The sequence below is a fragment of the Aromatoleum toluclasticum ATCC 700605 genome (assembly GCF_000378245.1).
GTDB classification, from domain to species: domain Bacteria; phylum Pseudomonadota; class Gammaproteobacteria; order Burkholderiales; family Rhodocyclaceae; genus Aromatoleum; species Aromatoleum toluclasticum.
The window spans coordinates 604,737-618,136 of sequence record NZ_KB899491.1 but is presented as its reverse complement, the minus strand read 5'-3'; the positions used below and the strand labels follow the sequence as shown (position 1 = coordinate 618,136).

Genomic DNA, 13,400 nt, shown 5'->3' with positions numbered 1-13,400 from the left:
CTCAGCTCGCCGGCTTGGCGGTGCCCGCTTCGGGCGCGACCGGAGCCTCAGCCCCCACGACCCTCACCGCCGCCCCGTCGCGCAGCTTGAGCTGCCCGGCGGTCACGACCAGGTCGCCCGCCTGCACGCCCTTGACGATCTCCACCCGCGTGCCGCGCCGCGCGCCGGTCTTCACCTCGACGCGCTGCGCCTTGCCGTCGACCACGCGATACACGAACTGCACGTCGCCCGGCGCCGGCACCAGCGCCTGCTCGGGCACCACCGCGACGTTGGCGCGCTCCTGCAGGATCAGCCGCACGCGCGCGAACATCCCGGGGCGCAAGCGCAGGCCGTCATTCTGCAGCGTCGCACGCATCACCACCGCCCGCCCCTGCTCGTCGACGAGCGGATCGATCGCGCTGACCACCGCGGCGAAGCGCCTGCCCTCCACCGCATCGGACGCGAGCTCCAGCTTCTGCCCGGGGCGGATCTGCGCGAGGTAGATCTCGGGCAGCCGGAAATCGACCTTGAGCGTCGCGATGTCCTCCAGATTGACGAGCTCCTCGCCTTCCTTGACGTAATCGCCGACGCTCACGTTGCGGATGCCGACGATGCCGGCAAAGGGCGCGCGGACGCGCATCTTGCCCAGGCGCGCCTCGGCCAACGCCATGTTCGCGTGCGCCACTTCCAGCCGCGACGCCGCCTCGTCGCGCGCGCTCTGGCTCAGGAACTTGCGGTTGAAGAGATCCTCGGTGCGCCCGAAATTGGCCTGCGCCAGCGCCAGGTTCGCCTTCGCCTGCTGCACCTCGGCCCGCTGCACCGCGGCATCGAAGTCGACCAGCACGTCACCGCGACGCACCGGACTGCCTTCACGGAAGCGGATCGCCTCGATGCGCCCGGCGACCTCGGGGCGCAGGACGACGGACTCGTTCGAGCGCAGCGTGCCCACCGCGCTCACGTCGTCCGCCATCGACTCGGCCGCGACCGTCGCCGTCTCCACGTCCGCTGGCCCCTGCGCAGCTGCCGCACCGGCGCCCGCGGCCGGCTTCGCGCCGGACGCCGGCAGGGCCGTGCCGGCACTGCGGTTCGCGAAGTACGCATAACCCGCGAGGGCGGCGATTCCGGCAAGGCTTACGGCGGCAATCAGGCGACGGCGGGCGGGCATCTTCGGCGAGCACTCAAACTGGAACGGGGTCCGGAAAAAAAACGAGCGCACCCCGTTTGGTGCGCTCCCTGCATACAGCTGACAAGCCCCCCGGCACCAAAGTTGCGCGGAAGGCAGGGCCCCGCATCGCGCGCGGCCCCGGCGAAACTCAGGCGACCGTCGTCTGCGCCGCGCCTTCCGCGCGCGCCTCGATGCGGCCGAGGCGATACACCGTCTCGCCTGCTGCCTCGAGGTTCGCGACGGCCGCATCGGCCTGCTCCGGCGACACGATCACGACCATGCCGACGCCGCAGTTGAACACGCGGTACATCTCCTGGTCGGCGACGTTGCCTTCCTGCTTCAGCCACTGGAACAGCGGCGGCAGCGTCCACGACGACGCCTCCAGGCTCGCCGTCAGATGCTCGCCGAGGATGCGCGGCACGTTCTCCAGCAGGCCGCCGCCGGTGATGTGCGCCATGCCCTTCACGACGCCCGGGATCGCGCGCATCAGGCCCAGCATGGACTTCACGTACAGGCGCGTCGGCTCCAGCACCACGTCGCGGAAGGGGCGGCCGTGGAAATCGGCGTCGAGATCCGGGTTCGCGCGCTCGATGATCTTGCGGATCAGCGAATAGCCGTTCGAATGCGCGCCGCTGGACGCCAGCCCCAGCACCACGTCACCCGGCTTGATGGTCGAGCCGTCGATGATTTCCGACTTCTCCACCGCACCCACCGCGAAACCGGCCAGATCGTACTCGCCGTCCGGGTACATGCCCGGCATCTCGGCCGTTTCGCCGCCGATCAGCGCGCAACCCGACAACTCGCAGCCGCGCGCGATGCCGCCGACGACCGCCGCGGCGGTATCGACATCAAGTTTGCCGCAGGCGAAGTAATCGAGGAAGAACAGCGGCTCGGCACCCTGCACGAGGATGTCGTTCACGCTCATCGCCACCAGATCCTGGCCAACCGTGTCATGCTTGTTGAGCTGGAACGCGAGCTTCAGCTTCGTGCCAACGCCGTCGGTACCCGACACCAGCACCGGCTCGCGGTACTTCTTCGACAGCTCGAACAGCGCGCCGAAACCGCCGATGCCGCCCAGCACTTCGGGGCGCATGGTGCGTTTCGCCAGTGGCTTGATGCGGTCGACGAGGGCGTCGCCGGCATCGATATCGACACCGGCATCACGGTAGGAAAGGGAAGGTTTCGGGGAGCTCAAGATCGTTCCTCAGGCTTGCTGGATGCGCATTCGGGCCGCTGCCGCGGACGGCCGAACTTGAGGCCGCCACGCCAAGTGGCTACATTTACGGGTTTCGCGGGTCACCAGGTACCCGCGCCAAGTCCGCGATTTTACTCGAAATGAACCCTTCCCGCGCCGACCGTCTGCAAACTGCCGCTTGGGCCGGCGTCGCGCTGGCGCTGCTCGCGCTGTTCTACGCCCTGTCGCCCATCCTCGCGCCCTTCGCGATCGCGGCCGTCTTCGCCTACATCTGCGATCCGGCAGTGAACTGGATGGTCGCGCGCCGCATTCCGCGCCCCGCCGCCGTGCTGCTCGTGATCCTCGGCGCCGGACTGCTGCTCCTGCTGCTGTTCCTGATCCTCGCCCCCATGATCTGGCGCGAGGCGATCGCGCTGGTCCGGCGCCTGCCCGACCTCATCGAGCTCATCAACACCCACGTCGCGCCCCTGCTGCGTACACGCTTCGACCTCGACTTCCAGCTCGACGCCGCCTTCGTGCGCACCTGGATCGCCGAACACTGGGACAGCGCCCAAGACCTCGTTCCCGTGATCCTCGGCCAGCTGCGCCAGGGCGGCCTCGCGCTGGCGGGCGCCGCCGCCAGCGTCTTCCTCGTGCCGGTCGTGATGTTCTATCTGCTGCAGGAATGGCCGCACATCCTCGGCGGCCTGCAGACCGTCATCCCGCGCCCCATGCTCGAGCGCACGATGCGCATCATCAACGACATCGACCGCGTGCTCTCCGAGTTCCTGCGCGGCCAGCTCTCGGTGATGCTGCTGCTGGCCGTCTTCTACAGCGTCGGCCTGTGGATCGCCGGCCTCAAGTTCGCGCTGCCCGTCGGCGTCATCACCGGCCTGCTCGTCTTCATCCCCTACATCGGCTTCGGCGGCGGCCTGCTGCTCGCCATCCTCTCCGCGCTGCTGCAGGCCGAAGGCTGGCCACCGCTGATCGGCGTCGCCATCGTCTTCGGCCTCGGCCAGCTCATCGAAAGCTTCGCGCTCACGCCCTACCTCGTCGGCGAGCGCATCGGCCTGCACCCGCTTGCGGTGATCTTCGCGCTGATGGCCTTCGGCCAGCTCTTCGGCTTCGTCGGCATCCTCGTCGCCCTGCCCGCGAGTGCCGCGATCCTGGTCGGCCTGCGCGAAGTGCGCACGGCCTGGCTCACGAGCCGTGTCTATCTCGGCGACCCTCCTGCCGACGCCCCCCCGCAATGAAACAGCTCGTCCTCGACATCCGCCCCGACGCACCGCCCACCCTCGACAACTTCGTCGTCGGCGGCAACGAAGAACTCGTCGCCACCCTGCGCGCCATTGCCGCCCCTGCGGAAACACCGCTGCCCGGCCACCTCTACCTGTGGGGCCCTGCCGGCAGCGGCCGCAGCCACCTCCTGCGCGGCACGCTCGCCGCCGCCGGCGGCCGGCCGACGGCCTGCATCGGCGCCGACGAGGTCGGCCACGAACTGCCGCAGACGCCCGGCCTGCTGCTGGCCATCGACGACGTCGACCGCCTCGGCGACGACGCCCAGATCGCCCTCTTCAACGCCTTCAACCGCTCGCGCAGCCTCGGCCAGACGCTGCTGCTCGCCGGCGGGGAAGCACCGCGCCAGCTCGCCCTGCGCGAAGACCTGCGCACCCGCATCGGCCAATGCCTGATCTACGAGGTGCGCCCGCTCGACGACGAATCGCGCGCCGCCATCCTCGCGACGCTGGCCGCGCGCCGCGGCCTGCGGCTGGCCGACGAGGTCATCGACTTCCTGATGCGCCACGGCCGCCGCGACCTGCCCAGCCTGCTCGCGGTGCTCGACGCCCTCGACAATGCCTCCCTCGAACGCAAGCGCGCCGTCACGCTGCCGCTGCTGCGCGAAATGATGCAGGCCGGCCTGGACATCTGAGCCGGCTCCTCAACCCAAGGAAACACAGTGGATCTCGTCCTTTTCGACCTCGACAACACCCTCCTCGCCGGCGACTCGGATTTCGAGTGGGCGCAGTTCCTCATCGCCCAGGGCGTGCTCGACCGCGAAGTGCAGGAAGCGAAGAACGTCCGCTTCTACGAGCAATACAAGGCCGGCACGCTGGACATCTTCGAGTTCCTCGACTTCCAGCTCGCCCCCCTCGCCCGCCATCCGCGCGAGCAGCTCGACACCTGGCACCGCCAGTTCATGGCCAACTCGGTCGCCCCCATGATCACCGAGAAGTCCCGCGCGCTCGTGCGCCAGCACCTCGACAGCGGCGCGCTCGTCGCCGTCGTCACCGCCACCAACAGCTTCGTCACCGGCCCCATCGTGCGCGAATTCGGCATCCCGCACCTCGTCGCGACCATCCCCGCGCAGGAAAGCGGCGCCTTCACCGGCAAGCCGCGCGGCATGCCCGCGTTCAAGGCCGGCAAGATCGAGCGCGTCGACGCCTGGCTCGAATCGCTGGGCCTGTACATGGGAAGCTTCGGCCGCTCGTGGTTCTACAGCGACTCGCACAACGACCTGCCGCTGATGGCGCGCGTCACCGACCCCATCGCCGTCGACCCCGACGACACCCTGCGCGCGCACGCCCAGTCTGCCGGCTGGCCCGTCATCTCACTGCGCTGAACGCCCCCGGCCGGGCGGACCGGAGGTCGCACGCCACCGGAAAGCTGCGCGGCAAGGGAATAATCCCCGGCGCAGGCGTGTTCATGCATCAACAGCCGCATCGAGGACCCCGATCATGAACACGCACCGCCTGCCTGCCGTCATCCGCCCCTGACCGCCGCCCCGCATGTTCTCCGACGACGCCCTTCTCGCCGAAATCCCGCGCCTGCGCCGCTATGCGCGCGGCCTGACGGGCGACGCCGCACGTGCCGACGACCTCGTGCAGGACACCCTGGAGCGCGCGCTGCGGAAAGGCCGTCTGTGGCGCCCGGGCAACCTGCGCGCCTGGCTGCTGACGATGATGCACAACGTGTTCGTAAACCAGTACCGCGCCTCGGGCGCGATGGACTTCCGTCCCCCCGAAGACCTGCCCGAGGTCGCGGTACGCCCCCAGCAACTTGACGGCATCGAACTGCGCGAACTGGAACGCGCGCTGCAGCAACTGTCCCCCGAGCAGCGCGAAGTGCTGCTGCTCGTCGCGCTGGAGGACATGAGCTACGAGGACACCGCCCGCATCCTCGGCACGCCCATCGGCACCATCATGTCGCGCCTGTCGCGTGCGCGCGAGCGCCTGCGCCAGGTGCTCGCCGGGCAATCCGCAGTACCCGATTACCTGAAGGTTGTGAAATAGCCATGCCCCGCCCGATCTGCGAAGACGATCTGCATGCCTGGGTCGACCGGCGACTCGACGCCGCCCGCCGCGCCGAGGTCGACGCATGGCTGGCCGAGGATCCGGCACGTGCCGCGCGCGTCGCGGAATGGCGCTCGGACAGTGATGCGCTGCGCGGCGCCTACGATCCGCTCCTCGACGAGCCCGTCCCGGCGCGACTGCGCGCCTCGCTCGAACGGCGCCGGCCGATGCGCACCCTCCGCTTCGCCGCCGTTGCCGCCTGGATGACCGTCGGCGCGCTTGCGGGCGCGGGTGTCGGCTACCACCTGGGCCAGTCCTCCGCCCCGGACGGCGACACCCTCGCATCCCTGCCGCATCGCGCCGCGGTCGCCCACGCGGTGTATTCGCCCGAAGTCCGCCATCCCGTCGAGGTCGGCGCCGACCAGGAACAGCATCTCGTCGCCTGGCTGACGAAGCGCCTCGGCGCACCGGTGAAGCTGCCCGACCTGCGCGAGCAGGGCTTCGCACTGCTCGGCGGACGCCTCCTGCCCGCAGCCGACGGCCCCAGCGCCCAGTTCATGTACGAGAATGACGGCGGCCGCCGCCTCACGCTCTACCTCAGCGTGCGCGACGACGGCGCCGGCACGACCGCATTCCGCTACGCGCAGCAGGGCGAAGTGGGCGTGTTCTACTGGGTGGACGGGCGCTTCGCCTACGCCCTGTCCGGCCAGTTCGGCCGCGACACGCTGCTGCCGCTCGCGAACAGCGTCTATCACCAGATCGCTCCCTGACGGTCGCCCCGGCACAAGCGGGTCAAATTCCCCGATCGACCGGAACTTCGGCACCCTGCGGATGCCGAACGAACAGCTTTTTCACCCAGAGACGTGACGCGATGCGAATCCTCAGGCCCAGCGACATCCTGCCATCGGAAATCACTCCACGAGCCCTGTTCGAGGACCGGCGGCGCTTCCTCCTCGGCGCCGGTGCGACCCTCGCCGCCGGCGCTGCGATGTGGGCCGGCCTGCCGTCCGAGGCACGCGCCGCCGCGGCGAAGCTCGGCCCGCTGGCACGCTCGCCCCTCAGCAGCGACGAGCCCCAGACGCCCTACAAGTCGGTCACGACCTACAACAACTACTACGAATTCGGCACCGACAAGGAAGACCCCGCGGCGAATGCCGGCAAGCTGGCCGTGCGCCCATGGACGGTGCGCGTCGAGGGGCTGGCCGGCAAGCCGCGCACTTTCGACATCGACGAGCTGCTCAGGCTCGCCCCGCTCGAGGAACGCGTGTATCGCCTGCGCTGCGTCGAGGCGTGGTCGATGGTGATCCCCTGGGTCGGATTTCCGCTGTCGGCGCTACTCAAGCAGGTCGATCCGCAGGGCAGCGCGAAGTACGTCGAGTTCGTCACCCACTACGACCCGAAGATCATGATGCGCCGCCCCGTGCTCGACTGGCCCTACACCGAGGGCCTGCGCATGGACGAGGCAATGCATCCGCTGACGCTGCTCACGCTCGGCCTGTACGGCGAAGTGCTGCCGAACCAGAACGGCGCCCCGGTCCGCGTCGTCGTGCCATGGAAGTACGGCTTCAAGAGCGCCAAGTCCATTGTCGCGATCCGCCTCGTCGAGAAGGAACCCCGCACCGCATGGAACAAGTCCGCGCCGAGCGAGTACGGCTTCTATTCGAACGTGAACCCGAACGTCGACCATCCCCGCTGGAGCCAGGCGACCGAACGGCGCCTCGGCGAATTCCGCAAGCGCCCGACGCTGATGTTCAACGGCTACGCCGAGCAGGTCGCCAGCCTGTACCAGGGCATGGACCTGCGCAAGTCCTTCTGACCCGCGTTCCGCCCCGCGCGCCGACCTGAATGCCGCCCCTGCCCGCCTCCATGACGAAGACCCCGTCCGCCGCCCAACTCACCGCCATCAAGGCCGCCCTGTTCGCGCTGTGCCTCGTGCCGTTCGCGCTCTACGCGCGGCGCTGGTTCGACGACGCCCTCGGCGCCAACCCCATCGAGGCGATCACGCGCGGCAGCGGCGACTGGACGCTGCGCTTCCTGCTGATCACGCTCGCCGTTACGCCGCTGCGCAAGCTCACCGGGCTCAACTGGCTGCTGCGCCTGCGCCGCATGCTGGGCCTGTTCGCCTTCTTCTACGCCAGCCTGCACTTCACGACGTATTTCTGGCTCGACCAGTTCTTCGACCTGCAGTCGATCGCGCACGACATCATGAAGCGGCCCTTCATCACCGTAGGCTTCTCGGCCTTCGTGCTGCTGATCCCGCTCGCCCTCACGTCGAACAACTACGCGATCCGGCGCCTGGGCGGTCGCCGCTGGCAATCGCTGCACCGTTCGGTGTACGCGATCGGCATCCTCGCGATCGTGCATTACTGGTGGCTGGTGAAGGCAGACATCCTCGAACCGATGATCTACGGCCTGATCCTCGCCGCCCTGCTCGGCGTGCGCGGCTGGTGGCGCGAGCTGGAACGCCGCCGCCAGATCGCCGCGAGCATGCCGCGCCCGATGCCGGGCGCGAAGGTCATCCCGCTCGTCGCGAAGTCGCCGCGCTAAGACTGCAACTCAGCCCTGCTTCGGGCGGATCGCGTTCTTCGGTCGGAAGGCCTTGATCACCGCCTCGTCGGTCTCGACGTAGGGGCCGCCGATGAGATCGATGCAGTAGGGAATCGCCGCGAAGATCCCGACATGCGCGACCGAACCGTCGGCGGCACGCAGGCCTTCCAGCGTCTCGCGGATCGACTTCGGCTGCCCCGGCAGGTTCACGATCAGCGACTTGCCGCGGATCACCGCGACCTGGCGCGACAGGATCGCCGTCGGCACGAAGTTCAGGCTGATGCGGCGCATCTCCTCGCCGAAACCGGGCATCTCCTTCTCGCCCACCGCCAGCGTCGCCTCCGGCGTCACGTCGCGCACCGCCGGACCCGTGCCGCCGGTCGTCAGGATCAGCGAGCAGCCCACGGTGTCGGCCAGGTCGACCAGCGTGCGCTCGATCATCGGCCGCTCGTCCGGAATCAGCCGCGTCACCGCACGCCACGGCGAAGTCAGCGCCTTGGCGAGCCAGTCCTGCAGCGCCGGGATGCCCTGGTCCTCGTAGGTCCCGTCGGAAGCCCGGTCGCTGATCGAGACCAGGCCGATGGTGATTTCGTCGCTCATTGCGTCTCCCTCATTGCGTCCTGATCGCTCATTCTTCGGCGTCGTCGTCAACCGCGGCGTCGGCCGCGTCACCACCGCCCGCCCCGGCGTCGAGATCGCGCAGGATGCGGAAGATCTCGCGGAACGCGCGCGGCGGCTTGTTCAGCTCGCGCTCCTTGAGCGCGTTGCGGCGCAGCGTGCGCAGCTGCTGGAAGTCGGCCTCCGGCCACTGCTCGCCGATCGCCTGCAGCGTCTTCTCGTCCTCCAGCAGATCGGTGCGCAGGCGCTCGAGCCGGTGCTGGCGTGCGATCTCCGCCTTCGAGATGCCGTTGAAGACATCGAGCTGCGCCTGGATCGGCGCCGGATCGACGTTGCGCATCAGCTTGCCGACATACTGCATCTGGCGCCGGCGCCCCTCGTGGCTGGTGATGCGCTTGGCCTCGCGCACCGCGTCGGCGAGCGACTCGGGCAGCGGCACCTTCTTCAGCTGGTCCAGCGACAGCGCCACCAGCTCCTCTCCGAGTGCCTGCAGCGCATGCATGTCGCGTTTGCGCTGGCTCTTGCTGGGCGGCTCCGGAACGCCCGAATCGTCGTCCGGAAGCATCTCGTCGTGGTGGGCGTGGCTCATGAAAAGTACAGTCGGTGGGAACGGGGTAAGATTATAGCCTTTGCTCAACGGTCTCCCGCCCATGTCCGATCAAGGCTTCTCCTTTCCCCCCGACCGCCTGCAGGAAATCGCCAGCGACATCCTCAAGTTCGCGAAGAAGCGCGGCGCCTCGGCCTGCGAAACCGACGTCTCCGAAGGCTTCGGCCAGTCCGCGACGGTGCGCAAAGGCGAAGTCGATACGATCGAGTACAACCGCGACAAGGGCATCGGCGTCACCGTCTACCTCGGCCAGCAGCGCGGCCACGCCAGCACCTCGGACTTCTCGAAGGCGGCCCTGAAGGCCACCGTCGACGCAGCGGTCTCGATCGCGCGCTTCACCGCACCCGACCCCTGCGCCGGACTCGCGGACGCCGTGCTGATGGCGAAGGACTGCCCCGACCTCGACCTCCATCACCCGTGGCGCCCCAGCGTCGAGGACGCGATCACCGCGGCGCGCCGCTGCGAGGACGCCGCCTTCGCCATCAGCCCGAAGATCACGAATTCCGAAGGCGCCAGCGTCTCGACGCAGGAATCGCACTTCATCTCCGCCAACAGCAACGGCTTCATGGGCGGCTACGCCAGCTCGCGCCACAGCCTGTCCTGCTCGGTCATCGCCGGCGAAGGCGACGGCATGCAGCGCGAGTACTGGTACGACACGCGCCGCGACGCCGCCGAGCTGATGTCGGCCGAATCGGTCGGCCAGCGTGCCGCCGAACGCGCCCTCGCCCGCCTCGGCGCGAAGAAAATCAAGACCTGCGAAGTGCCCGTGCTGTTCGACGCGGCGCTCGCCGTCTCGCTGATCGGCAACTTCGTCTATGCGGTGAGCGGCGGCTCGCTGTACCGCAAGTCGTCCTTCCTGCTCGACAGCCTCGGCCAGCCCGTGTTCTCGCCCGTCGTGAACATCTCGGAGCGCCCGCACCTGCCCAAGGCCTTCGGCTCCAGCGCCTTCGACAGCGACGGCGTGGCCACGCACGACCGCGAAGTCGTGACCGACGGCGTGCTGCAGGGCTACTTCCTGTCGACCTACTCGGCACGCAAACTCGGCATGGAGACCACCGGCAACGCCGGCGGCTCGCACAACCTCATCGTCAAGCCGGGCGACATGGACTTCGCCGCACTGGTCAAGCACATGGACCGCGGCCTCGTCGTCACCGAACTGCTCGGCCAGGGCGTCAATTACGTCACCGGCGACTACTCGCGCGGCGCGGCCGGCTTCTGGGTCGAGAAAGGCAAGATCAAGCACGCCGTGGAAGAAATAACCATCGCCGGCAACCTGCGCGACATGTTCCGCAATATCGTCGCCATCGGCAACGACGCCCTGCCGCGCGGCGCGAAACTCTGCGGCTCGGTCCTCATCGAGCGCATGAAGATCGCCGGACGCTGAGCGTTTCCGGCGCGTGAACGCCACCGCACGGCGGTGGCAATTTGATCGTGCTGGGCTATGATTCGGCGCGCGATCCGGCGCGACTGCCTCACCCCCCGGATCATCTCAGGGTCATCGTCTCGATTCCAGCACGGATAACAAGGAGAGATCGTGGAACGTCGCAAGTTTCTCAAAGGGGCCGGCATTGCCGGCGTGCTCGCCAGCGGCACCGCACCGGCAATCGTTCATGCGCAGGAAAACATCCGCTGGCGCCTCGCCTCGAGTTTCCCGAAATCGCTCGACACCCTGATCGGTGCCGCCGAAGTGTTCGCCAAGAACGTCGGTGAGGCGACGGGCGGCAAATTCACTGTCACCGTCCATGCTGCCGGCGAACTCGTCCCCGCCTTCGGCGTCGTCGACGCGATCCAGCAGGGCACGGTCGAGTGCGCCAACACCGCGCCGTACTATTTCTTCGGCAAGGACGAGGCCTTCGCCTTCGACTGCGCCATCCCCTTCGGCATGAACGAGCGCCAGCTCAACGCCTGGATGTTCGAAGGCAACGGCATGAAACTGCTGCGCGAGTTCTACGCGCCGTACAACATCATCAGCTTCCCGATGGGCAACACCGGCGCACAGATGGGCGGCTGGTTCCGCAAGGAAATCAAGTCGGTCGCCGACTTCAACGGCCTCAAATTCCGCGTCGGCGGCTTCGGCGGCCGCGTGCTCGCCAAGCTCGGCGTGGTGTCGCAGAACATCCCCGCCGGCGAAATCTACTCGGCGCTGGAAAAAGGCGCGCTCGACGCGACCGAATTCGTCGGCCCGCACGACGACCTCAAGCTCGGCCTCTACCGCGTCGCCCCCTACTACTACTACCCGGCATGGTGGGAAGGCAGCGCCCAGACCACCCTCTACGTCGGCGCCAAGGCATTCAACGGTCTGTCGAAGGAGTACCAGGCCATCGTCCGCCAGGCCGCAGCCGAGTCGCATGTCATCACCCAGGCCCGCTACGACGCGCGCAATCCGCCCGCGCTCAAGCAACTGATCTCGGAAGGCGCCAAGCTCCGCCGCCTGCCGAAGGACGTGATGGATGCAGCCTTCAAGGCTTCGCGCGAAGTCTATGCGGAACTCAACGACAAGAATCCGCACTGGAAGAAGATCTACGACGACTACTCCCGCTTCATGAAGGAGCAGTACCAGTGGTCGGCGATCGCCGAGAGCAGCTACGACCAGTACATGTCGGCACAGAAACTCTGAGCCCGACACAGGGCGCCCCTGACCAGGGCGCCCGAGTGGTGCGCTGTTCAGCGCCGGCCTTGCGACGAAGGCCGCAGCACATCCGCACCACACCATACGGCCGTCTCACCACGGTTTGTTAGGGTTTTCCGCGGCTTTTTCAGTCCACTCCAAACGGAGTACCCTCGCCGCCATTAAAACCAGCAACAAACGTGAGAGGAGACAACTCGTGGAACGTCGCAAATTCCTGAAGAACGCCGGGCTCGCCGGAATCATTGCTGCAGGCACTGCGCCTGCGATCGTCGGCGCACAGCAGGCCATCCGCTGGCGCCTGGCTTCGAGCTTCCCCAAATCGCTGGAAACGCTCTTCGGTGGCGCGGAGACCTTTGCGAAGAACGTGACCGAAGCGACGGGCGGTAAGTTCACCGTCAGCGTGCATGCCGCCGGCGAACTGGTCCCGGCCTTCGGCGTCGTCGATGCGCTGCAGCAGGACACCATCGAGTGCGCACACACCGCGCCCTATTATTTCTTCGGCAAGGACGAGACCTTCGCACTCGACTGCGCCATCCCCTTCGGCATGAACGCACGCCAGATGGCCGCGTGGATGAACGAAGGCAACGGCATGAAGCTGCTGCGCGAGTTCTACGCCCAGTTCAACATCGTCAACTTCATGATGGGCAACTCGGGCGCCCAGATGGGCGGCTGGTACCGCAAGGAGATCAAGTCGGTCACGGACATCAACGGCCTCAAGATCCGCATCGGCGGCTTCGCCGGCCGCGTGATCTCGAAACTCGGCGCCGTGCCGCAGAACATTCCGGCGGGCGAGATCTACCAGGCGCTGGAGAAGGGCACCGTGGATGCCGCCGAATGGATCGGCCCCTACGACGATCTGCGCCTGGGCCTGCACAAGGTCGCCAAGAACTACTATTACCCGGCATGGTGGGAAGGCAGCACGCAGTTCTCCCTCCTCGTGAATGCCAAGGCCTACAGCGGCCTGTCGAAGGAATACCAGTCCATCGTGCGGCAAGCCGCCGCCGACGCCCACATCGAAGTGCTGGCACGCTATGACGCGCGCAACCCCACCTCGCTGAAGCAACTGATCGCCGAAGGCGCCAAGCTCCACCGCCTGCCGAAGGATGTGATGGACGCCGCCTTCAAGGCCTCGCGCGAAGTCTATGCGGATCTGAACAGCAAGAACCCGCATTGGAAGAAGGTCTACGCCGACTACTCGCGCTTCCTGTCCGACGCCTACCAGTGGCAGGGCATCGCGGAAGGCAGCTACGACCAGTACATGGCCGCGCAGAAGCTCTGACATTCAACGCAAACGGCCCGCCTCGGCGGGCCGTTTGCACTTCCGCCGCAGGCTGCAGCACGGTAGCATCCGATCCCCGGCGAGCCCGGCCCGATGGTCGGCATCTTTGCCC

Annotated in this window: 14 protein-coding genes; 10 read left to right on the top strand and 4 right to left on the bottom strand. The window is 67.7% G+C overall.

What is annotated here, in order from left to right; translation table 11 throughout:
• Window position 1: 1 nt before the first annotated feature.
• Window positions 2-1,144 carry an efflux RND transporter periplasmic adaptor subunit gene (locus F464_RS0102900; RefSeq protein WP_018988274.1) on the bottom strand — a complete coding sequence of 381 codons (1,143 nt, stop codon included), beginning with the start codon at window positions 1,142-1,144 and terminating at the stop codon, window positions 2-4.
• Window positions 1,145-1,292: 148 nt separating this feature from the next.
• On the bottom strand, window positions 1,293-2,339 hold the full coding sequence (gene purM / locus F464_RS0102895; RefSeq protein ID WP_018988273.1) for a phosphoribosylformylglycinamidine cyclo-ligase: 1,047 nt from the start codon (window positions 2,337-2,339) through the stop codon (window positions 1,293-1,295).
• A gap of 140 nt (window positions 2,340-2,479) precedes the next feature.
• Between purM and F464_RS0102890 the strand changes: the two genes are divergently transcribed.
• The 7 genes from F464_RS0102890 (at window position 2,480) to F464_RS0102860 (ending at window position 8,155) form a co-directional block, all read left to right on the top strand.
• Window positions 2,480-3,571, top strand: a complete 1,092-nt coding sequence (locus tag F464_RS0102890) for an AI-2E family transporter (RefSeq protein WP_018988272.1) — start codon at window positions 2,480-2,482, stop codon at window positions 3,569-3,571.
• Complete coding sequence (gene hda / locus F464_RS0102885; protein WP_018988271.1) at window positions 3,568-4,248, top strand: DnaA regulatory inactivator Hda; 681 nt, start codon at window positions 3,568-3,570, stop codon at window positions 4,246-4,248. Before F464_RS0102890 ends, hda begins: the two co-directional genes overlap by 4 nt.
• 27 nt (window positions 4,249-4,275) lie before the next feature.
• Window positions 4,276-4,938, top strand: coding sequence for a histidinol-phosphatase (locus F464_RS0102880; protein WP_018988270.1), 663 nt, complete (start codon window positions 4,276-4,278; stop codon window positions 4,936-4,938).
• 166 nt (window positions 4,939-5,104) lie between these two features.
• Window positions 5,105-5,608: a sigma-70 family RNA polymerase sigma factor gene (locus F464_RS0102875; protein ID WP_018988269.1), complete on the top strand. Its 504-nt coding sequence runs from the start codon at window positions 5,105-5,107 to the stop codon at window positions 5,606-5,608.
• A gap of 2 nt (window positions 5,609-5,610) precedes the next feature.
• Window positions 5,611-6,378, top strand: a complete 768-nt coding sequence (locus F464_RS0102870) for an anti-sigma factor family protein (protein ID WP_018988268.1) — start codon at window positions 5,611-5,613, stop codon at window positions 6,376-6,378.
• A 101-nt stretch (window positions 6,379-6,479) separates the two neighbouring features.
• Window positions 6,480-7,424, top strand: a complete 945-nt coding sequence (gene msrP / locus F464_RS0102865; RefSeq protein WP_018988267.1) for a protein-methionine-sulfoxide reductase catalytic subunit MsrP — start codon at window positions 6,480-6,482, stop codon at window positions 7,422-7,424.
• 50 nt (window positions 7,425-7,474) lie between these two features.
• On the top strand, window positions 7,475-8,155 hold the full coding sequence (locus F464_RS0102860; RefSeq protein ID WP_018988266.1) for a protein-methionine-sulfoxide reductase heme-binding subunit MsrQ: 681 nt from the start codon (window positions 7,475-7,477) through the stop codon (window positions 8,153-8,155).
• 9 nt (window positions 8,156-8,164) lie between these two features.
• On the opposite strand, the gene mog is transcribed toward F464_RS0102860, so the two are convergent.
• Together mog and yjgA are read right to left on the bottom strand one after the other, a co-directional pair.
• Window positions 8,165-8,755, bottom strand: coding sequence for a molybdopterin adenylyltransferase (mog, locus tag F464_RS0102855; RefSeq protein WP_018988265.1), 591 nt, complete (start codon window positions 8,753-8,755; stop codon window positions 8,165-8,167).
• A gap of 28 nt (window positions 8,756-8,783) precedes the next feature.
• On the bottom strand, window positions 8,784-9,362 hold the full coding sequence (gene yjgA / locus F464_RS0102850; RefSeq protein ID WP_018988264.1) for a ribosome biogenesis factor YjgA: 579 nt from the start codon (window positions 9,360-9,362) through the stop codon (window positions 8,784-8,786).
• 61 nt (window positions 9,363-9,423) lie between these two features.
• On the opposite strand from yjgA, the gene pmbA reads away from it, so the two are divergent.
• The 3 genes from pmbA to F464_RS0102835 all read left to right on the top strand — a co-directional run bounded on the left by pmbA (window position 9,424) and on the right by F464_RS0102835 (window position 13,288).
• Window positions 9,424-10,764 carry a metalloprotease PmbA gene (gene pmbA, locus F464_RS0102845; RefSeq protein WP_026295694.1) on the top strand — a complete coding sequence of 447 codons (1,341 nt, stop codon included), beginning with the start codon at window positions 9,424-9,426 and terminating at the stop codon, window positions 10,762-10,764.
• 150 nt (window positions 10,765-10,914) lie between these two features.
• A complete protein-coding gene (locus tag F464_RS0102840; RefSeq protein WP_018988262.1) occupies window positions 10,915-11,997 on the top strand; it encodes a TRAP transporter substrate-binding protein in 1,083 nt (360 codons plus the stop codon).
• A 208-nt stretch (window positions 11,998-12,205) separates the two neighbouring features.
• Window positions 12,206-13,288 carry a TRAP transporter substrate-binding protein gene (locus F464_RS0102835; protein WP_018988261.1) on the top strand — a complete coding sequence of 361 codons (1,083 nt, stop codon included), beginning with the start codon at window positions 12,206-12,208 and terminating at the stop codon, window positions 13,286-13,288.
• Window positions 13,289-13,400: the final 112 nt, after the last annotated feature.

Excerpts from the sequence above, each read along its gene's own strand:
- F464_RS0102870 (WP_018988268.1), top strand. The coding sequence starts at position 5,611 with ATGCCCCGCCCGATCTGCGAAGACGATCTGCATGCCTGGGTCGACCGG.
- F464_RS0102875 (WP_018988269.1), top strand. The coding sequence starts at position 5,105 with ATGTTCTCCGACGACGCCCTTCTCGCCGAAATCCCGCGCCTGCGCCGC.
- yjgA (WP_018988264.1), bottom strand. The coding sequence starts at position 9,362 with ATGAGCCACGCCCACCACGACGAGATGCTTCCGGACGACGATTCGGGC.
- F464_RS0102900 (WP_018988274.1), bottom strand. The coding sequence starts at position 1,144 with ATGCCCGCCCGCCGTCGCCTGATTGCCGCCGTAAGCCTTGCCGGAATC.
- F464_RS0102890 (WP_018988272.1), top strand. The coding sequence starts at position 2,480 with ATGAACCCTTCCCGCGCCGACCGTCTGCAAACTGCCGCTTGGGCCGGC.
- mog (WP_018988265.1), bottom strand. The coding sequence starts at position 8,755 with ATGAGCGACGAAATCACCATCGGCCTGGTCTCGATCAGCGACCGGGCT.
- F464_RS0102860 (WP_018988266.1), top strand. The coding sequence starts at position 7,475 with ATGACGAAGACCCCGTCCGCCGCCCAACTCACCGCCATCAAGGCCGCC.
- hda (WP_018988271.1), top strand. The coding sequence starts at position 3,568 with ATGAAACAGCTCGTCCTCGACATCCGCCCCGACGCACCGCCCACCCTC.
- pmbA (WP_026295694.1), top strand. The coding sequence starts at position 9,424 with ATGTCCGATCAAGGCTTCTCCTTTCCCCCCGACCGCCTGCAGGAAATC.
- msrP (WP_018988267.1), top strand. The coding sequence starts at position 6,480 with ATGCGAATCCTCAGGCCCAGCGACATCCTGCCATCGGAAATCACTCCA.